At 63.9% G+C, this 18,648-nt stretch carries 17 protein-coding genes; 7 read left to right on the plus strand and 10 right to left on the minus strand.

Features of this window, described 5'->3' with window-relative positions:
- Nucleotides 1–53 precede the first annotated feature (53 nt).
- Nucleotides 54–1,466 carry a mannose-1-phosphate guanylyltransferase/mannose-6-phosphate isomerase gene (locus NLM31_RS29610; protein WP_254194558.1) on the minus strand — a complete coding sequence of 471 codons (1,413 nt, stop codon included), beginning with the start codon at nt 1,464–1,466 and terminating at the stop codon, nt 54–56.
- Nucleotides 1,467–1,473: 7 nt separating this feature from the next.
- Nucleotides 1,474–2,463 carry an SDR family NAD(P)-dependent oxidoreductase gene (locus NLM31_RS29615; protein ID WP_254132677.1) on the minus strand — a complete coding sequence of 330 codons (990 nt, stop codon included), beginning with the start codon at nt 2,461–2,463 and terminating at the stop codon, nt 1,474–1,476.
- Nucleotides 2,464–2,653: 190 nt separating this feature from the next.
- On the opposite strand from NLM31_RS29615, the gene NLM31_RS29620 reads away from it, so the two are divergent.
- On the plus strand, nt 2,654–3,613 hold the full coding sequence (locus tag NLM31_RS29620) for a lysylphosphatidylglycerol synthase transmembrane domain-containing protein (protein ID WP_254194559.1): 960 nt from the start codon (nt 2,654–2,656) through the stop codon (nt 3,611–3,613).
- Nucleotides 3,614–3,641: 28 nt separating this feature from the next.
- Nucleotides 3,642–4,409 (plus strand): glycosyltransferase family 2 protein, encoded by a 768-nt coding sequence (locus tag NLM31_RS29625; RefSeq protein ID WP_254194560.1) that lies wholly within the window; start codon nt 3,642–3,644, stop codon nt 4,407–4,409.
- Between the two features lie 286 nt (nt 4,410–4,695).
- Here the strand turns inward: NLM31_RS29625 and NLM31_RS29630 are convergent, their stop codons facing one another.
- The 4 genes from NLM31_RS29630 to rfaD all read right to left on the minus strand — a co-directional run bounded on the left by NLM31_RS29630 (nt 4,696) and on the right by rfaD (nt 10,472).
- Nucleotides 4,696–6,612 carry a nucleoside-diphosphate sugar epimerase/dehydratase gene (locus tag NLM31_RS29630; RefSeq protein WP_254194561.1) on the minus strand — a complete coding sequence of 639 codons (1,917 nt, stop codon included), beginning with the start codon at nt 6,610–6,612 and terminating at the stop codon, nt 4,696–4,698.
- A gap of 86 nt (nt 6,613–6,698) precedes the next feature.
- On the minus strand, nt 6,699–7,982 hold the full coding sequence (locus NLM31_RS29635) for an O-antigen ligase (RefSeq protein WP_254194562.1): 1,284 nt from the start codon (nt 7,980–7,982) through the stop codon (nt 6,699–6,701).
- The gene (gene rfaE1 / locus NLM31_RS29640) at nt 7,979–9,463 is read right to left on the minus strand and encodes a D-glycero-beta-D-manno-heptose-7-phosphate kinase (RefSeq protein WP_254196291.1); all 1,485 of its coding nucleotides are present in this window, start codon (nt 9,461–9,463) and stop codon (nt 7,979–7,981) included. The genes NLM31_RS29635 and rfaE1 overlap by 4 nt, the downstream gene beginning before the upstream one ends.
- Before the next feature lie 28 nt (nt 9,464–9,491).
- Nucleotides 9,492–10,472, minus strand: coding sequence for an ADP-glyceromanno-heptose 6-epimerase (rfaD, locus tag NLM31_RS29645; RefSeq protein ID WP_254194563.1), 981 nt, complete (start codon nt 10,470–10,472; stop codon nt 9,492–9,494).
- A 173-nt stretch (nt 10,473–10,645) separates the two neighbouring features.
- Between rfaD and waaF the strand changes: the two genes are divergently transcribed.
- Complete coding sequence (gene waaF / locus NLM31_RS29650) at nt 10,646–11,716, plus strand: lipopolysaccharide heptosyltransferase II (RefSeq protein ID WP_254194564.1); 1,071 nt, start codon at nt 10,646–10,648, stop codon at nt 11,714–11,716.
- A complete protein-coding gene (locus tag NLM31_RS29655; RefSeq protein WP_254194565.1) occupies nt 11,709–12,254 on the plus strand; it encodes an HAD-IIIA family hydrolase in 546 nt (181 codons plus the stop codon). The genes waaF and NLM31_RS29655 overlap by 8 nt, the downstream gene beginning before the upstream one ends.
- On the opposite strand, the gene NLM31_RS29660 is transcribed toward NLM31_RS29655, so the two are convergent.
- The 3 genes from NLM31_RS29660 to NLM31_RS29670 form a co-directional block, all read right to left on the minus strand.
- Nucleotides 12,251–12,634 (minus strand): XRE family transcriptional regulator, encoded by a 384-nt coding sequence (locus NLM31_RS29660; protein ID WP_309143711.1) that lies wholly within the window; start codon nt 12,632–12,634, stop codon nt 12,251–12,253. The genes NLM31_RS29655 and NLM31_RS29660 overlap by 4 nt on opposite strands.
- A complete protein-coding gene (locus NLM31_RS29665; protein ID WP_375167506.1) occupies nt 12,634–12,915 on the minus strand; it encodes a type II toxin-antitoxin system HigB family toxin in 282 nt (93 codons plus the stop codon). The genes NLM31_RS29660 and NLM31_RS29665 overlap by 1 nt, the downstream gene beginning before the upstream one ends.
- A gap of 272 nt (nt 12,916–13,187) precedes the next feature.
- A complete protein-coding gene (locus NLM31_RS29670; protein ID WP_254194566.1) occupies nt 13,188–14,225 on the minus strand; it encodes a glycosyltransferase family 4 protein in 1,038 nt (345 codons plus the stop codon).
- Nucleotides 14,226–14,350: 125 nt separating this feature from the next.
- On the opposite strand from NLM31_RS29670, the gene galE reads away from it, so the two are divergent.
- From galE to NLM31_RS29685, 3 genes are all read left to right on the plus strand, one after another.
- The gene (gene galE / locus NLM31_RS29675; protein ID WP_254194567.1) at nt 14,351–15,364 is read left to right on the plus strand and encodes a UDP-glucose 4-epimerase GalE; all 1,014 of its coding nucleotides are present in this window, start codon (nt 14,351–14,353) and stop codon (nt 15,362–15,364) included.
- A 119-nt stretch (nt 15,365–15,483) separates the two neighbouring features.
- Nucleotides 15,484–17,286 (plus strand): ABC transporter ATP-binding protein, encoded by a 1,803-nt coding sequence (locus NLM31_RS29680; RefSeq protein WP_254194568.1) that lies wholly within the window; start codon nt 15,484–15,486, stop codon nt 17,284–17,286.
- 36 nt (nt 17,287–17,322) lie between these two features.
- Nucleotides 17,323–18,024 (plus strand): fumarylacetoacetate hydrolase family protein, encoded by a 702-nt coding sequence (locus tag NLM31_RS29685; RefSeq protein ID WP_254194569.1) that lies wholly within the window; start codon nt 17,323–17,325, stop codon nt 18,022–18,024.
- A gap of 75 nt (nt 18,025–18,099) precedes the next feature.
- Here the strand turns inward: NLM31_RS29685 and NLM31_RS29690 are convergent, their stop codons facing one another.
- Entirely contained in the window at nt 18,100–18,558 is a 459-nt protein-coding gene (locus NLM31_RS29690) for a nuclear transport factor 2 family protein (RefSeq protein ID WP_254194570.1), read from the minus strand.
- Nucleotides 18,559–18,648: the final 90 nt, after the last annotated feature.

Consider the following 18,648-nt stretch of genomic DNA (forward strand, 5'->3'; position numbering starts at 1 on the left):
GCCGCACAAAGCGGGCTTTCCAGGCCCGGATTCCGTGATTCGGAGTTGGCTGGTTACGACCTTTGATAGTCGTCTTCAATCCGGATGATGTCGTCCTCCCCGAGATAGGAGCCGGTCTGGACCTCGATCAGTTCCAGCATGATCTTGCCGGGATTCTCCATCCGGTGGACGGCGCCCATCGGGATGTAGATCGACTCGTTCTCGTGCACCGTCTTCACGGTCTCGTTCACGGTGACGCGGGCCGCACCACGGACCACGATCCAGTGCTCGGCGCGGTGATGATGCTTCTGCAGCGACAGCCGCCCGCCCGGCTTGACCACGATGCGCTTGACCTGATGGCGCTCGCCATTGTCGACCGACTGGTAGCTGCCCCAGGGGCGATGCACCTTGAGATGCTCCTCGGTGACCTTCGGCGCGACCGCCTTGAGCTTGGTCACGAGGCGCTTGAGGCCGTTGGCGTCCTTCTGGCGCGAGACGAGAACCGCGTCCGCGGTTGCCACGACGACGAGATCGTCGACGCCTTCGAGCGCGACGAGCGCATGATCGCTCGTGACGTTGCAGTTGCGCGAATCCTCAAACACGGCGGTGCCGTGCGCGGAGTTGCCCTGCGCATCCTTGTCGGACAATTCCCACACCGCACGCCAGGAGCCGACGTCGGACCAGCCGCAGGACACCGGCACAACGGCTGCGCGCGAGGTCTTCTCCATCACCGCATAGTCGATCGAGATCGCCTTCGCCGCGCCAAAGGCCTGCGGCTCCAGCGTGACGAAGCCGAGATCACGGCCGGCATTGGCGACCGCATTGGACACCGCCTCCACGCTCGCCGCATCGACCTTGCGATATTCGTCGAGCAGCAGGGAGGCGGGAAACATGAAGTTGCCGCTGTTCCAGAGATAGCCCGAATTGACGTAGTCGGCGGCCTTCACGGCATCCGGCTTCTCGACGAAGCGCGCGACCGCGTGGACTTCGCCGGAGATCACCTCGCCCGGGCTGATATAGCCGTATTCGGTTGCCGGCCGCTCCGGCTTGACGCCGAAGGTGACGATGCGCCCGGTGCTCGCGGCCGTGAGGCCCTCGCGGCACGCCGCGACGAAGGCGGCATTGTCCTGCACCACGTGGTCGGCGGCGAGCGCGAGCACGATCGCTTCGCCGGTGCGGTTCTGCGCGAACGCCGCGCCGGCGGCGATCGCGGGACCGGAGTCGCGCCGCATCGGCTCGAGGATCACGTCGGCCTCGATGCCGATCTCGACCAGCTGCTCCAGCACCATGAAGCGATAGGACGCATTGGTGATGACGATGGGGCGATCGAACAGCGAAGCCTCCGAGACGCGCAGCAGCGTGTCCTGGAAGGTCGAGCGCGCGCCGAACAGCGGCAGGAACTGTTTTGGGCGCACCTCGCGCGAAGCCGGCCACAGCCGCGTGCCGGCGCCGCCGCACATGATCAGGGGGATAATGCGTTTGTCCATCGTCATTTCAAACCTTGTAGTGGTCGCGATACCAGGTGACAAAATTGTGGACCCCGTGCTCGATCGGCGTTGACGGTGCAAAGCCGGTGTCGCGCATCAAATCCTCGACATCCGCGAACGTTTCCACCACATCTCCCGGCTGCATCGGCAGCAATTCTTTGACCGCCGTCCGACCCAGCTCCCGCTCCAGAAGTCCGACGACATGCATCAGCTCTTCGGGGCGGTGATTTCCGACATTGTAGACCCGAGACGGCGCATTTGCGGCAGCCGGATTGTCCGCAGGCACAAGATCGATCAGCTTGGACACTACACGGGTCACGTCGTCAATATAGGTGAAGTCGCGGCGCATCTTGCCGTGGTTAAAGAGCCGGATCGGCTGGCCCGCCATGATGGCGTTTACAAACAGAAACATGGCCATATCAGGCCGTCCCCACGGGCCATAGATCGTGAAAAAGCGCAAGCCCGTGACCGGCAGCCGGTAGAGATGACTGTAGGACTGCGCCATCACCTCGTTGGCCTTCTTGGTCGCGGCGTAGAAGCTCACGGGATGATCGGTCCGGTCCTGCACGGAAAACGGCAGTTTAGTGTTGGCGCCGTAAACGGACGATGACGAGGCGTAGACGAGATGGCGACAGCCGCACGTCCGGCAGCCCTCGAGCAGATTGAGAAAACCCTGCAGATTGGAATCGGCGTAGCTCTGCGGATGCTCGATCGAGTGGCGCACGCCGGCCTGGGCGGCGAGATGCACGACCTCTGGAAAGCGATGCCGCGCAAACAGCGCCGCCATCGTCTCGCGATCGGCGAGATCAGCCTGGACAAAAGAGAAACGGGATTCGTTGCCGAGCAGCGAAAGGCGCGCCTGTTTCAACGCTGGATCGTAATAGCTGTTGAGATTGTCGAGCCCGACCACGGGCCGCCCCTCGGCCAGGAGCTGCCGGGCGACGTGAAAGCCGATGAAACCGGCGGCACCCGTCACCAAAATCGCCTGATCCGTCATCCTGTTCCCAAGCGATCCCGAGCAATCCCTGAAGCCAGCCCGTAAAGTTTCTCTGGCCGGTATCAAGGGGGCGCAATAGACCGCCGCCCTTCGTGATAGCTATTGCAAGATCGGCGCCAAAACCATACCAAAGCGGCCGAATTCGGCGCCTCGCGTCGGGTTGCCCCGAAACCCTGTTCAAGCGGGCGAGATGCGCCGAATCCTGCTGTCGACGGCCAAAATCCTGATCTCTGCAGCGCTGCTCTATCTGGCGCTACGCAAGGTCGATCTGACCGAGCTGTTCTCGCGATTCACCGTGTCCAGCCTGTTCTGGATCGGCATGGCGATCGCGGTCACGTTCTTTCAGATCTTCGTCGGTGTGTTGCGCTGGCGCGAGGTCAGTGCCGCATGTGGCGCGCCGCTCGGGATCAGCCGGGCCATGCGCTACAACGTGATCGGCTCGTTCTTCAACCAGACCCTGCCGTCCGCTATCGGCGGCGATGCCGTGCGCCTGTGGATGGTCGCGCGCGCTGGCGCTGGCTGGCGTGCGGCGACCTATTCGATCTTCGTCGATCGCGCGATTGGGCTGATTGCGCTCGCAGTCCTCATCGTCGCGAGCCTACCCTGGAGCTACAGCCTCATCGCCGATCCGCACGGGCGTTCGGCGCTGCTTCTGCTCGATCTCGCGGCGCTAGCCGGCGGCGTCAGCTTCATGATCTTCGGTATCCTGCCGTGGCCGTGGCTGAAGACCTGGTGGGCCACCCACCACGTGCACGCCTGTGCCGTGATCGCCAATCGGGTGATCTTCCACCCAACGCGCTGGTTCTATGTCGCGGTCCTGTCGATCGCCATTCACGTGCTGGCAGTGGTGATGGCCTGGTGCGTCGTTCAGTCGATCTCAGCGCCGGTTTTGTTCGGTGACGTTTTTCTGCTGATTCCACCGGTCATGCTGATCACCTTCGTGCCGATCTCGATTGCGGGCTGGGGCGTGCGCGAGGCGACGATGGGCCTGGCTTTCGGCTTCGCCGGCCTCGCGGCCCATGAAGGAGTTAACGTCTCGCTGCTGTTCGGCGCAGTCCTGTTTATCGTCGGTGCGATTGGCGGTCTGGTCTGGATCTTCAGCGCCGAGAAGGCGGCGCAAAGATCAGAATCGATCGAGCCGCGTGAATGAACATTCATAGGCCTTGACGGACCCGGGCATGAAGATCAGCGTCATCACAGCCAGCTTCAACTCCGAGGCGACGATCGGCGCGACCATCGCGTCCTTCCTGGAACAGACGCATCCCGACAAGGAGATGCTGGTCATTGACGGCGTCTCCAGAGATTCGACGCTCAGAATTGTGGAGTCGTTCGGCTCGAGCGCGATTCGCGTAATCTCCGAACTTGACAACGGCATTTACGACGCAATGAACAAGGGCTTGCACCAGTTTACGGGCGATGCGATCGGCTTTCTTAATTCGGACGACACCTTCCACGACAGCACCGCGATGGCGGCAATCGCGGTTGCGCTAGAAAATTCAGACATCGTCTACGGCGATCTCGACATGGTCACCGATCATCGCACCAAGACGCTGGTTCGTGTCTGGCGTGGCGGACAGTTCCACCCATGCGCGTTCCAGCTTGGCTGGGTCCCGCCCCATCCTACCTTCTACATTCGAAGAGAAGTCGCGGAGAAAGTCGGTGACTACGACACCAGTCACGTCACCACTGCCGACTACGACTACATGCTGCGCGCGATGGCGTTGAACGACTTCAGGATCAAATATCTCTCGCGCGTGCTTGCCGATTTCCAGATGGGCGGAATCAGCACGAGTAGCTGGCGCCTCACGCTGCGGGCTAATCTCGAATGCCTCCGCTCCCGCCGGGAACATCTTAACGCGCCGCTGATCGACGCCGCGTTCTTTCTGCGCTTCATCAGACGGATCTTTCAGCTTCGACCTCGACCGTTTTCGTCCACACGCGATTGAGACGGCGCCCGTCCCACTGTCAGAGAGCCTCTGCGAACAAGGCGCCCAAATCGATCCCGAAGGTCATGGCAGCAGTGATATCAGCAATCCAATCCACTGCAGATCGCGATGAGTGTCAGTTTCTCGGAGTGCGTGCTGGGGCTGACTACGCGAGCGAGCCCCCTGACGAGCGCGCTCATTTCCTGAACCTCGGATGCTGGTGGAAACGTAGTTGCGGAGCGGAGCCTCCACCCCGCCGGAATATCTGTGATTAACCGGCCTCAGCGACCGGACGGCGCTTTGCGCCTTACGACGCCGCGTTGATCGCGAACTCCGGAACAACATCCTTCAGGATCGTCCGGATCGCATTCGGATCGTCGCGCGCGATGGCGTCTTCGAGCGCTGAGATCCATTTGCGCAACGCTTGCATCGGCGGCTCGTTCGGCTTGGCGGCCATGATGCCGGCGATGCCGATCTCGACAGCCGGCTCCTCAGAAGCGAACAGGATCTCGTTGAGCCGTTCGCCGGGCCGCACACCGCTGAACACGATCTCGATGTCATGGCCGGGCTGCAGGCCCGAGAGGCGGATCATGCGTTCGGCGAGATCGACGATCTTCACCGGCTGGCCCATGTTGAGCACATAGACCGACACGCTTTGCCGCTCGGTCGCGAGCGCATGGGTCGCGGCCGTGATGACGAGATCGCAAGCTTCGCGGATCGTCATGAAATAGCGGACCATATCCGGATGCGTCACCGTCACGGGGCCACCCGCTTCGATCTGCGCCTTGAACTTCGGTACCACCGATCCGTTCGAGGCCAGCACGTTGCCGAACCGGACCGAAATCAGACGCATCGGCGGCTTGCCGCCGATGGCTTGAACCGCGAGGTCGTGGTCGAGCGCCTGGCAGTACATCTCGGCGAAACGCTTGGTCAGGCCGAGCATCGAGACCGGCTCGATCGCCTTGTCGGTCGAGATCATCACCATAGCCTCGGCGCCAGCCGCTAGCGCCGCATCGGCGACGTTGAGCGAGCCGAATATGTTGGTCTTGACGCCCTCGCTCCAGTCCCGTTCCAAGATCGGAACGTGTTTGAGCGCCGCGGCATGGAACACGATGTCTGGCTTGAACTCGCTCATCAGGTGCATGATGCGGGTGCGGTCGCGGATGTCGGCGATGCGTCCATCGATCTCGGCGCTGCTTTCGAGGACCGCGAGCGCCTCGGTCACCGAGTAGAGCGCTGGTTCCGAATTCTCGATGACCAGAAGCCGGGCGGCGCCGAACGCGACCACGCGCTCGCAGATCTCCGCCCCGATTGAGCCGCCGCCGCCGGTGACGATCACGGCCTTGTTCTTGATCAGTGCCTCCAGCCGCGCATAGTCGATCTTTTCGCTCGGACGTAGCAGCAAATCCTCGACCGCGACCGAGGTCAGCCGCGGCGTGTCGCCGCCCTCGAGCGAAGGCAGGCGACTGACGATCAGCCCGAGCCGCCGCGACCGCATCAGCACGGACTCCGGATGCGCGTCCGGCTCGAACGCAGACGGCGTCATGATCACCCGGGAGATCGGCTTGTTGCGCTTGCCGAAATCGTTGATCACGTCTTCGATGTCGTCGAGGCCGCCGACGACGGGCACGTTGCGGATGAACTGCCCGAGATCGGACCGTGACGGCGACAACACACCGATCGGGCGCAGATGCTTGATCGCGCCGCTCTCGATCCCACGCAGAACGACCTCGGCGTCAGCGGCACGCCCGACTAAAAGGGTAGGCGCGGCATCCCCGCTCCTAGCGTGATGTAGCACGCGGGTGTAGCGGAAATAGCGATAGGCAAACCGCAGTGCGCTCAGCGCTGAAACTTCCAGAAACCAATAGAGAACGATGGTCACCTTGCCGAGGAAGAAGCTGCCGCGGACGTTGGGGGCGACGAAGATGTAGTCGAGCACGAGCAGCGCCACCGTCAGCACGGTCGCGACGCGGATGACATTCAGCGCGTCCGGCAGCGAGATGAAACGCCACTTTGTCGTGGTTAGGTTGAAGATGAAGAACACTACCACGCTGAAGGCGAGGAAATAGGGCAGGATCTGGAGCAAGAGCGGCAGGCGCTCGTAAAAGCCCTCCCCACCCTCGAAGCGCAGGTAGAAGGCGGCGAACAGCGCCGCCGCGGTGGCCAGCAGGTCGTGGAGCGCGATCAAGAAATTGCGCAAGGTGAGATGCGAAAAACGCGTCATCCGCCGACCGGTGCATATCCAGTTTGATTTGAGGCCCGACTGCGCTGATAGCTCATCTGGCCGCGACTTGCCAGCATCGGCGTGGATCAGGAACGGCCTTCTTCCGGCGTCGGCGCCTCGCGCCGCACTCTGGCGACCATGCCGCCGGCAACGCCGACGCCGAGGACGTACATCCAGCCCTCGTGGAAATCGAACAGGTGGGAGTTGAATAGCGAGGTAAAGACGTTCTGCGCGACGACCAATAGGCCGATCCAGTTGGCAAGTCCATCGCCACGAAATAGCCAGAGATGCGCGAACCAAATTGTGTAGAGGATGACCACGCCGATGATGCCCCACTGCACGGCCACGTACAGGGTCTGATTGTGCGGATTGCCGATCACCGCGTGGGAGGCTTGGTCGTTGTTGCCAGTCACGACCTGCTCGAATAGCCCACGCGTCGAGCCCGTGCCGTGGCCCCTAATCGGCGCCTCCGCGAAAAAGCCGAGGGACTTTCGCCAGAATTCGAGCCGCAGCCCGGCCGAGGTAGACTCGCCCTTCTCTACGTAGCGCGAGTAGTCGCTCGCAAACGTATCGGCCGTCTTTCGCAACTGCGGCGAGGCCTGCCAGGCGAGCAGCGCGCCAGCAGCGATTGCAGCCGAAGCGATAAGGACGCTGCGCCAGTTCAGATGCAGCAATGCGAACACGGCGAGCATGATCGGAACGGTGACGAGCGCAGTGCGCGACACCACGACGAAGGCCATGTTGGCGAAGAAGCTGAGCGCTAGCGATGTGAGTAGCGCGGCCAGCCAGTACCGCTTCGCGCGCAGCACGCGCACGATCGGGTATGCAAGCGCGACAGCGCACAAGGTGAATTCCTGGCTCTGGTCGATGTAGTTCTTTACAAAGATGCCGCGCTCGACATTGCCGGGTTTGATCGAGAGGTGCGGGTAAAAGGCGACCAGCCAGGACATCACCGACAGAAACGCACAGGAGGCGAGGAAGGCAAGAAACACCCAGTGCCCGCGCGGGGAGCGCTCGAAATGATAGAGCAGGACGGGAAGCACGAGCAGCTTGACGGTCGGCCCCACGGCATAGAGGCGCGCGCCCCAGGCCGCGTCCGACCACAGCGTTCCCACCAGCGCCAGCAGGAACAGCGCGATCGGCGCCGCAGAGATCGGACGCTTCAGCGATTGCATGAATGCATGGACATCGAGAAACGGCACCATGCAGACCAGGAACGCGGCGTTGAAGATCGCCACGAGCGACGTCGACCAGGGCAGCGAGGCCACGGTCAGGATCGCGAACAGGTCGACCGTCTCGCCCCAGGCCGCCGGGCTTCGAATGCGCCGCCCCAGCATCTGGAGGGTCGTCTCCCGCGCGAGCGCCGTCACTTCGTCTCTCCGCGCGCGCGATGAACCAGCGCGGTCGTGCTGAAGCCCTTGAGGATGTCGACCAGCACGACCACCCCGCCGGCGGCTTCGACGACCTCGTGGCCGACCACCTGCTCGCGGGTGTAATCGCCGCCCTTCACCAGGACGCTCGGCGTGATGCGCGTGATCAGGTCGATCGGCGTGTCCTGCTCGAAGATCACGACGAGATCGACGGCTTCGAGTGCGGCGAGCACTTCGGCACGCGCGCGCTCGTCCTGGACCGGGCGATCCGCGCCCTTCAGCCGCCGCACCGAGGCGTCGCTGTTGAGACCGACGATCAGCCGGTCGCAGGCGGCGCGCGCCGCGGTCAGAACCTTGACGTGGCCGGGATGCAGGATGTCGAAGCAGCCATTGGTGAAGCCGACGCGCAGCCCCTCGCCCTTCCACTCGGCGAGCTGGGCCTCGAGCGCGCCGGGCGCGCTCACGACCTTCTCCTCGGCCGCGAGATAGGCATGCGGCAGGATCTTTCGCCGCAGCTCGTCGGCGCTCACGCTGGCGGTGCCCTGCTTGCCGACCGCGACCGCGGCCGCCGCACTCGCCATGCGCAGCGCCGTATCCCAATCCGCCCCCGCCGCGCGCGAGACCGCGAGCGCGGCGGCGACGGTGTCGCCGGCGCCGGAGACGTCGCGCACCTTCACCGGGAAAGCCGGAACATGGACGGCCTCGCCCTTGCGCGGCACCAGCGTCATGCCGTGCTCGCCCTGCGTGACCAGGATCGCCTCGCAATCGGCGAGCCGCATCACGTCCTCGCTGGCATCGACGATGCTCTGCGGCGTGTCGGCACGGCTGCGGGTGGCTTCCGAGAATTCCTTGCGGTTGGGCGTGAGCAGCGTGGCGCCGCGATAGATCGCCCAGTTCAGGCTCTTGGGATCGACGATCACGGGCTTGCCGAGCTTTCGCGCGGCGTCGATGGTATGGCGGATCACGCGCGCGGTCAGCACGCCCTTGGCGTAGTCGGACAGCAGCACGATATCGGCGCGCGCGATCTGCGGCACGATCGCCTCGATCAGCTTCGTCTCGACCTCGTCGGAGGCCGCTACCGCCTGCTCCCAATCCGCGCGCAGCATATGCGTGGAGAAATGCTCGGAGACGAAGCGCACCTTTCGCGTGGTCGGCCGCGACGGATCGCACACCAGCGCGCTGTCGATGCCGGCATGGTCCGCCAGCGCGGCCTTGAGTCGCGCTCCCGCATCGTCCTCGCCGACGAGGCCGACGAAGATGCAGCGCGCACCGAGCGAAGCGATATTGCGCGCGACGTTGCCGGCACCGCCGATATGGATCTCGCTGCGCTGGGCCGCGATGACGGGCGTCGGCGCTTCCGGCGAAATCCGCGACACCTCGCCGTAGACGAACTCGTCCAGCATGATGTCGCCGATGCAAAGCACCGTGCGGCCGGAGATGGCTTGCGCGAGGGCATCGAAATCGAGAATGGGCGTCGGCATGGTCATTGGGCCTCAGATCCTTGGGGCCTTATCGGAAACGGTCGGGCCGGTCGAGATAGTCCCCGACAAAGGCCTTCACTGCGTCTTCGAGCGTCGTGAAGCCGCCGTTATAGCCGGCGCGGTGGAGACGATCGACCTTGCTCTCGGTGAAATATTGATAGCTGCCGCGGATCTGCTCGGGCATGTCAATGTATTCGATGTTGGCCTTCGTACCGAGCGCAGCATAGGTCGCGAGCATCAGATCCTTGAAGCTCCGCGCCTTGCCGGTGCCGACATTGAATAGCCCCGACACCGCAGGCGTCGCCAGCAGCCACAGGATCACGCGCACGACGTCGTCGACATAGATGAAATCGCGACGCTGGTCGCCGTCGGCGATGCCGTCGCGATGCGACTTGAACAGCTGCACAACGCGGCCCGCCTTGACGTCGTCGAAGCGACGCGCCAGCACGCTCATCATCGTGCCCTTGTGGTATTCGTTCGGGCCGAACACGTTGAAGAATTTCAGGCCCGCCCATTGCGGCGGCAGCGGATCGCCGTTCGCTACGCGCTCGGCGACGGCGAGATCGAACAGCTGCTTGCTCCAGCCGTAGAGATTCATCGGCCGCAGTTTCTTCAGCGCCGGCAGCGAGGCATCGTCGTCAAAACCCTCCGCGCCGTCACCATAGGTCGCCGCCGACGAAGCGTAGATCAACGGCGCCGCATTGGCCGTGCACCAGTCGAGCAGGCGCATCGAGAAGCGGAAATTGGTCTCGATCACGAGATCGCCGTCGGTCGCGGTGGTCTCGGAAATCGCCCCGAGATGGATCACGGCATCTAACTTGCGCCCCTTCAGCCAGTCGGCAAGCTCGGCCGGTGGAACGATATCCACAAGCTGCCGCTTGGCGAGATTGCGCCATTTGCCGTCGCTGCCCAGGAGATCGCAGATCACGACGTCGCTGCGGCCCGCCTCGTTGAGCGCGGCCACGACATTCGATCCGATAAAACCGGCTCCGCCGGTCACCAGCAACATTCCAACCACCCTGCCCGATCTTCGCGGCCCGATACCTGCCCTAGCGCATCATCTACCAAAGTGTAAGCATTTTGGGCCTGACGCTCGGGGCTCGCGCTTCTGCCCGCTTTACCTGCCGGCCGGGAGCGGCTAACCGAACCGCCACATCAGGGCGCCCGCGGCACAATTAACGAATGAACAACGATTCGCAATTTGGCGGAAATGAGGATCGGAGCGACACAAGCCCGATCCTGATCGTCCCTTATATGTGGATCGGCGATTTCGTCCGGAATCACACCGTCGTGCGTGTGCTGAAGGAGCGCTGGCCGAATCGGCCGGTCGATCTCCTGACCACGTCCCTGTGCGCCCCCCTGGTCGACTACATGCCCGGCGTGCGCGCTGGGCTCGTCTGGGACCTGCCCCGCAGCCGCCTTGCCGTCGGGCGCCAGCTTGGCCTCGCCCGGTTCCTGCGTGAGCGGAACTACGGCACCGCCCTTGTGCTGCCGCGGACCTGGAAGGCGGCCATTGCGCCGGCGCTGGCCGGCATCCCGGAACGGGTCGGCTTCGTCGGCGAGTTCCGGTTCGGCCTGCTCAACCGCTGGCGCTGGGGCGAGAAGAAGCTGCCCCGCTTCATCGACAAGAACGCCGCGCTGGCCCAGCCCGACGGCGCGCCCCTGCCGCCGGAATGGCCGGTTCCGCAATTGCGGGTCCCGGCTGACGAGATCGCCCGCTGGCGCCAGGCCAACGGCCTCAGCGCCGGAGCCGCCGTGGCGCTCGCGCCAGGCTCGGTCGGTGTGTCGAAACGCTGGACCTATTATCCGGAGGCCGCCCGCCTGCTGGTCGAGCGCGGGCTCGAGGTCTGGGTGGTCGGCGGTCCCGCGGAAAAGGGCCTCGCCCAGGAGATCGTCGCGGCCGGTGGCCAGCGCGTCCGCGACCTCACCGGCAACGATCTGCGCAACGGCGTTCTCGCCATGGGCGCGGCCGGTGTCGCGATCTCGAACGATTCGGGCCTGATGCATATCGCGGCCGCGCTCGACACGCCCACCATGGGCATCTTCGGCCCGACCAGCCCCTATCTCTGGGCCCCGCTCAACGGCCTCGCCGCGACCGTGGTGCAGACCAAGAGCGTGCTCGCCTGCCAGCCCTGCCAGAGCACGATCTGCAAAATGAACGACCACCGCTGCATGCGGGATATCGCGGCGTCGGAGGTCGTCGAGATCGCAAGAGACGTGCTGGCAAGGACGCAAGGACGTGCAAATGTCTGACGGCCGCGCGGCGAAGCCCGCCGCATTCCTCGATCGCGACGGCGTCATCAACCTCGACGATGGCTATATCGGCACGCGAGATCGCATCCGTTGGACGGAAAACGTCGCCAGGGCCATTCGCCGCCTCAACGAAGCCGGCTATTGGGTGTTCGTCTTCACCAACCAGTCCGGCGTCGCGCGCGGCCTCTACAGCGAAGCCGATGTGAACGCATTGCACGGCTGGATGCGCGACGAGCTCGCGCGCGACGGCGCAGGCATCGATGACATCCGCTTCTGTCCGTATCATCCGCAGGGAACGGTCGCCGGCTACAGCAAGGAGCACGACTGGCGCAAGCCGGCGCCCGGCATGTTGCGCGATCTCATCCAGCACTGGCCGGTGCAGCTCGACGGCAGTTTCGTCATCGGCGATCAGCCGAGGGATCTCGAGGCCGGCAAGGCGCTTGGACTGCCGGGCTTTCTCTTCGAAGGCGGCGACCTCGATGCGTTCGTGGCTGAGGTGATCAGTAGCTTGAGTGGCCCAGTCAGCGCACCCGACTAGCCATATGCGCGCCCAAGCTCATATTGAGCTGTCAGAGCACCAATTGGAATGCTCCATTCCTTGGCAATGGTGCGGATCATTTCCAATGTCAGTGGACGGACGCGATTCAAGATTTCGGATGCCCGATTGCGTCCAATCAGAGCCGCCAATTCGGCTTGCGATCGTCCCATGGACTCGATTGCGAAATGGAGAACGTCGACTGGATCGCCGTGAGTGGTTGCGAAGTGATTGTCTTCGTACTCCTTGATGAGCGACGACAAAACTTCGAATCGATCACCGTCGGGCGTGCCGGGCGTTGGCTCGACCTCGAAATAACGAGATACTTCGCGGATCGCCCAGTCATAGTCGTGTTCATTGTGAAGGGGCCTTACGTCCATCATCACACCGTCTCCGCGTCTATTCCGTCGTACTCTTCGTGCGTGCCGACAAACTTGATGAGGGCCTTTTTGAACTTGTAGGAGAAATGAACCACTAGGCGATACTCTTTGCCGCCGATGTCGAAGATAGCTCTGTTGTCTCCAACAAAGTCCACGTTGTTTCCAAATGCCTGTTTGAGGTCTGCCGGGCTCTTCCAGTCCCCCTTGGAAACGATTTCGTACCAAGTACCCAGCGGCGTCTCCGCTGGGGGTATCCCTCCCAGAAGGCCCTGAGTGCCCTTCAAGCAATTACGTTCATTGCCACAGCACGTTCCCAAAATGGGATCAATTCAAATTCCCAAGACGGGAACAAAGTCTCTGCCCGCAGCATGAGCGCGAGAGGTGCCCGACGGCACACAACTTTTGCGATCATGACTGTCTAAAGGTGTTTTGCCCGACGAGTCAAATAAATTTCGTAAAATCAGCAATCGTATTACCCCAGCACTGACGAGCTATTGATGCCGCCGGCACGCGCTACTGTGCATGGGGTTGTTTTCACGTTTTTGTCCGCGCTCAATCAGAGCAACGGACGATAGACCTCGCCGATCCGCGCCGCCTCGGCATCGAGGCTGAACTTGGCGAGCACCCGCGCCCGCCCCTGCTCGCCCATCGTGGTCGCCAGAGCCACGTCGCGCATCAGCGGCTCGAGCGCTACAGCCAGCGCCTCCGCATCACCGGTCGGGATCAACGCGCCGCTCACGCCGTCCTCGACCGCGAGCTCGGCAGCTCCAGCGCGGGCGGCGACCAGCGCGCTGCCGGCCGCCATCGCCTCGATCAGCGTCAGGCCAAAGCCTTCGTTGCGCGAGGTGAAGGCGTAGATCGTCAGCCGCTGATACCAGCGCTGCACGTCTTCGATCGGCAGCTCGCCGGTGATGACGATGCGCGATTGCAGGCCGGCTGCCGCGATGCGCTTCTTCAGATCGTTGGCGAAGGGCGTCTGCTCGGCCGTGACTTGTCCGACGATCACGGCCGTGAAATCCGGATAGCGCGGCAGCAATCGGCACATCGCATCGACGAACACATCGGTGCCCTTCTGCGCACGCACGCGGCCGAAGCAGCCGATGGCATAACGGCCGGGCAGCGCGGCTTCCGCGAACGCCGCGGCGCGATCGACCGGCGGCGCATAGACGTCGGTGTCGACGCCGTGCGGGATCACCGTCGCTTTGACTTTGAGGAACGAGGCCGAGCTGTCCGATGTCGCGATGATCGCGTCCATCTGCCGGATCAGCCAGCGCGTGATCCAGCTGTGATGCCGCTGCGCCGCGGAGGTGAACACCAGCTTGAGTGGCCAGCCGAGCGCGCGTAGCAAAACGCCCGCGATCATCTCGTTGTTGCGGCGCGCATGCCAGATCAGGGGCGACTTGCGGCGCCATAGCTTCAGGACATCGGCGACGCCCAGCCGCGCAATCCCCTCCGGCGCGTCCGATCCGAACCACGCGGCGCGATAGAGTTTTGCCAGCCGCGGCGCCACCATCCGGTTGGTCGCGGTGACCCCGGAATAGCGCCTGTGCAGATTTGGCACGATCACTTGCAGATCGCCCGGGAAATTCGCCACGTCATGCTCCGTTTCGCAAAGTCCTATACGCAACATTAAGCATAGTGACCAGTTCAGCCGGCCCGAAACCCCCTCTTCACCGCGCAAACGTTAACTTGGTGCGTTGATCGAAGACGGGTGAGATCATGACTGTGCTAGTCACCGGCGGCGCCGGCTATATCGGAAGTCACACGGTCCTGGCGCTGGCGGAAGCCGGCGAGGACGTCGTCGTGATCGACGATCTCTCCACCGGTTTCTCCGCTTATCTGCCCGAGGGCGTGCCGCTGTTCATCGGCGATGCCGGCGATGAGAACCTGCTCGAGGGCGTGATCGCCCAGCACAACATCGAGAGCATCATCCATTTCGCCGGCTCCGTGGTCGTGCCGGATTCGATGCGCGACCCACTCGGCTACTACCGCAACAATTTCATGACCGCGCGCAATCTGCTCAACGTCGCGGTGAAGCGCGGCATCAGCCGCTTCATCTTCTCCTCGACCGCCGCCGTCTACGGCAATCCGGACCAGGTGCCGGTGCCCGAGCACGCGCCGACGCGGCCGCTGTCGCCCTACGGCTCCTCGAAGCTGATGACGGAGATCATGCTGCACGACGTCGCCGCCGCCTACGGCATGCAGTACGTGACGCTGCGCTATTTCAACGTCGCGGGTGCCGATCCGCAGGCCCGCATCGGGCTTGCCACCGTCGGTGCCACGCATCTGCTCAAGATCGCGGTGGAAGCCGCGACCGGCCAGCGCGCCAAGATCGACGTGTTCGGCACCGACTACCCGACCCAGGACGGCAGCTGCATCCGCGACTTCATCCACGTGACGGATCTGTCGCAGGCGCATCGCTCCGCCCTCGCCTATTTGCGCAACGGCGGCGCCTCGACCACGCTGAACTGCGGCTATGGCCGCGGCTATTCGGTGCTCGAAACCATCGACGCCGTGCGGCGGGTGTCGGGCCGCAGCTTCGCCGTGCAATACGCCCCGCGCCGGCCCGGCGACATCATGACCATGGTCGCCGACACCAGCCGCATCCGCGGCCTGCTCGACTGGAAGCCGCAATACGAGGACCTCGAGACCATCGCGGCGCACGCGCTGGCCTGGGAGGACAAGCTGTTCCGCGAGCGCCATGGCGAGCTCCGCCACGCCGTCTCGGCCTAGAATCCATCCGGGCGCAAGCCCTTAATTGGGCTTGAAAACCGTAGCTTTAGCGGGCACAGAGGCCATTCGATCCCTGACGCGCGGGCAGGCTTTTCGCCTTGGCCGTCAATGGACTACGGATGGCCCAGTTTCCAAAGAAAATCACCGACGATCCCTATGAGGCGATGGTCCTCATTCGCCGCCTCGTGGCGGAACAGGGGATCATCTACTGGCGGCGCTACCTCGTTGCCTTTGCGCTGATGGCGGCGGCCGCCGGCGCCACTGCGGGCGCGACCTACGTGCTCGGCCAGGTCATCAACCAGGCCTATGTCGACAAGAACATCCCGGGCATCGCGATGTTCTCGGGCATCACGGTGATCCTGCTGTTCATCAAGGGCGTGGCGACCTACGGCCACATGGTGATCCTGACCAAGATCAGCAACGCCATCCTCGCCACCAACCAGCGCCAGCTGTTCGCCAAGCTGATGCGCGAGAGCGTCGGCTTCTTCTCGGAGCGGCATTCATCCGAATTTCTGGCGCGGCTGACGGCCGGCGCCAAATCGATCACCGACGTGCTCAACATGCTGGTCAACGCCATCGGGCGCGACCTGCTGATGCTGCTCGCCATGATCGGTGTGATGGTGTGGCAGGATCCGCTGATGTCGCTGATCGGCCTCGTCGCTGTGCCGCCGGCGATGCTGGTGCTGCGCAAGCTGGTCAAGCGCATCAAGGGCCTCGCCTACAACCAGTTCACCGGCACCGCCGACATCCTGGAGACGATGCAGGAATCGCTGCAGGGCATCCGCACGGTGAAGGCGTTCACGCTCGAAGACACCATGCAGAGCCGCATCGACGAGAACATCGCGATCGTCGAGCGCAACGCCAACAAGATGGCCCGCGTCGCCAACCGCTCCAACCCGCTGATGGAAATGCTCGGCGGCTTCGCGGTCGCCGGCTGCCTGCTCTATGGCGGCTACAGCGTGGTCGCGCTCAACGCCACGCCCGGCGCGTTCTTCTCGTTCATGACCGCGTTCCTGATGGCAACCGAGCCGGCCAAGCGGCTGGCGCGGCTCAACATCGACCTCAACAGCCAGCTCGTCGGCGCGCGCATGCTGCTCGAAGTCGTCGACAGCCCGGCCAGCGAGCATTCCGACGACGACAAGCCCGCGCTGAAGCTCTCCGAAGCGAAGATCGAGATGCGCGACGTCAGCTTCTGCTACCGTGCCAACGAGACCGTGCTCAACCGCATGAGCTTCGTCGCCGAGCCCGGCAAGGTCACCGCGCTGGTCGGCCCATCCGGCGGCGGCAAGTCGACCGTGCTGGCGCTGCTGCTCCGCTTCTACGAGGTGACGCAAGGCGACATCGTGATCGACGGCCAGTCGATCGGCGCGGTGTCGCGCAAATCGCTGCGGGCGCAGACCGCCTATGTCGGCCAGGACGTCTATCTGTTCCGCGACACCATCCGCAACAACATCGCCTTCGGCAAGCCGGGCGCGAGCGAGAATGAGATCATCGAGGCGGCGAAGGCGGCCTGCGCGCATGATTTCATCATGGGCTTCCCGCTCGGCTACGACACGCCGGTCGGCGAGCACGGCACGCAGCTGTCCGGTGGGCAGCGCCAGCGCATCGCGGTCGCCCGCGCGCTGCTCAAGAACGCGCCGATCATCCTGCTGGACGAAGCCACCGCCGCGCTCGATTCCGAGTCCGAGCGGCAGGTGCAGGAGGCGATCGAGCATCTCTGCCAGAACCGCACCACCATCGTGATCGCGCATCGTCTGCACACCATCATGCACGCCGACGCGATCCTGGTGGTCGAGGGCGGCGAGATCGTCGAGCAGGGCCGGCATGAAGACTTGCTGCGCCGTGGCGGCCGCTACGCCTCGTTCTTCCGCCTGCAGCACTACGACACCGGCGCGCTGGCGCCGATCAGCGCAACCGCATAGAGTTCCCTATCAACCCAAGAGCAGCGAGACCGCTTCATGAACGCCGCCTCCTATGTCATCCCGCTTCCGCCCCAGGCTTCGCTCCCCGTCGTCGGCGAGGCCGGCCGTTATCCGGTGCGCCGCATCTGGTGCGTCGGCCGCAATTATCTCGAGCACATCCGCGAGATGGGCAATGACGAGCGCGCGCCGCCGTTCTTCTTCGCCAAGCACGCCGACATGCTGGTGCCCGATGGCGCCACCATCCCTTATCCACCGCTGACCAAGGACCTGCATCACGAGGTCGAGCTGATCGTCGCGCTGAAGAGCGGCGGCCTCAACATCCCCGCCGAGAAGGCGCTCGATCATGTCTACGGCTATGCCGTCGGCATCGACCTCACCCGCCGCGACCTCCAGATCGCCTCGCGCAAGAAGGAGCGTCCGTGGGAGATCGGCAAATCGTTCGATGGGTCGGCGCCCGCCTCCGCCATCCAGCCGGCCTCCAAGATCGGGCATCCCACCAAGGGCAAGATCTGGCTCACGGTCAACGGCAAGGAAGCCCAGACGGGCGACCTCGAGCAGATGATCTGGAACGTGCCGGAGACGATCTGGCAGCTGTCCCAGCAGGTGAAGCTCGCTGCCGGCGACATCATCATGACGGGCACGCCGGCCGGCGTGTCGCAGCTCCAGCCCGGCGACAAGCTCGAATGCGGTGTCGACGGCGTCGGCACGCTGAAGGTCAGCATCGGCCAGCCGGAATAAGCTGCCCGGCATCTGGAAATCGAAAGGCCCCGGACAGGTCCGGGGCCTTTTGCATGTCGAGCATGTGATCGCGATCTACCAGGCCTTCACTGGCCGATCGGCGTGGCTCGTCTGCGGCACGCCGCGATTGAGCGACATGTGCGAATGCACGCACAGCCAGCGATCGCCATCTCTCGAAAAGATCATGGTCGCACGGCCGGGGCGCGGAAACGCGCTGCCGTCGGGATGATAGCCCGTGCTCGTCCACGGTGCGATCACGGTCGCCGTCGTGCCGTCTGGTGAGGCCAGAACCGAGATCTGCTCGAGCACGAAGCGGAAGTCGGTCGTCTTCGGCCAGACATTATTCCATTGCGTCGTGACCCACTGGTCGAGGCCGGGGATGACGTCGTTATGCGTCCCGAACGCCAGCACATCCGGATGGAACAGTGGTCGCGCCGAGGCATAGTCGACCTCACGAACGTACCCTGAGAAGGTATCCAGCCACGCGCGGAAGAATTGCACGGTCTCGGTGTTCGCAAGTGGCAATTGGGCCATTGCCTGCTCCATGTTTGGCCGGTAAATCGCGACGAACCTTGTTGCCATGGACCGGCCAGTGCAGCAAGATTCGCGTGTCGGGACCGGAGG

This window comes from Bradyrhizobium sp. CCGUVB4N (assembly GCF_024199945.1).
GTDB lineage: Bacteria > Pseudomonadota > Alphaproteobacteria > Rhizobiales > Xanthobacteraceae > Bradyrhizobium.

What these genes read in the sequence shown, in the direction of transcription:
- NLM31_RS29610 (WP_254194558.1), bottom strand. Translation starts at nt 1,466, where the DNA reads ATGGACAAACGCATTATCCCCCTGATCATGTGCGGCGGCGCCGGCACG.
- NLM31_RS29615 (WP_254132677.1), bottom strand. Translation starts at nt 2,463, where the DNA reads ATGACGGATCAGGCGATTTTGGTGACGGGTGCCGCCGGTTTCATCGGC.
- NLM31_RS29620 (WP_254194559.1), top strand. Translation starts at nt 2,654, where the DNA reads ATGCGCCGAATCCTGCTGTCGACGGCCAAAATCCTGATCTCTGCAGCG.
- NLM31_RS29625 (WP_254194560.1), top strand. Translation starts at nt 3,642, where the DNA reads ATGAAGATCAGCGTCATCACAGCCAGCTTCAACTCCGAGGCGACGATC.
- NLM31_RS29630 (WP_254194561.1), bottom strand. Translation starts at nt 6,612, where the DNA reads ATGACGCGTTTTTCGCATCTCACCTTGCGCAATTTCTTGATCGCGCTC.
- rfaE1 (WP_254196291.1), bottom strand. Translation starts at nt 9,463, where the DNA reads ATGCCGACGCCCATTCTCGATTTCGATGCCCTCGCGCAAGCCATCTCC.
- rfaD (WP_254194563.1), bottom strand. Translation starts at nt 10,472, where the DNA reads ATGTTGCTGGTGACCGGCGGAGCCGGTTTTATCGGATCGAATGTCGTG.
- waaF (WP_254194564.1), top strand. Translation starts at nt 10,646, where the DNA reads ATGAACAACGATTCGCAATTTGGCGGAAATGAGGATCGGAGCGACACA.
- NLM31_RS29655 (WP_254194565.1), top strand. Translation starts at nt 11,709, where the DNA reads ATGTCTGACGGCCGCGCGGCGAAGCCCGCCGCATTCCTCGATCGCGAC.
- NLM31_RS29660 (WP_309143711.1), bottom strand. Translation starts at nt 12,634, where the DNA reads ATGATGGACGTAAGGCCCCTTCACAATGAACACGACTATGACTGGGCG.
- galE (WP_254194567.1), top strand. Translation starts at nt 14,351, where the DNA reads ATGACTGTGCTAGTCACCGGCGGCGCCGGCTATATCGGAAGTCACACG.
- NLM31_RS29680 (WP_254194568.1), top strand. Translation starts at nt 15,484, where the DNA reads ATGGCCCAGTTTCCAAAGAAAATCACCGACGATCCCTATGAGGCGATG.
- NLM31_RS29685 (WP_254194569.1), top strand. Translation starts at nt 17,323, where the DNA reads ATGAACGCCGCCTCCTATGTCATCCCGCTTCCGCCCCAGGCTTCGCTC.
- NLM31_RS29690 (WP_254194570.1), bottom strand. Translation starts at nt 18,558, where the DNA reads ATGGCCCAATTGCCACTTGCGAACACCGAGACCGTGCAATTCTTCCGC.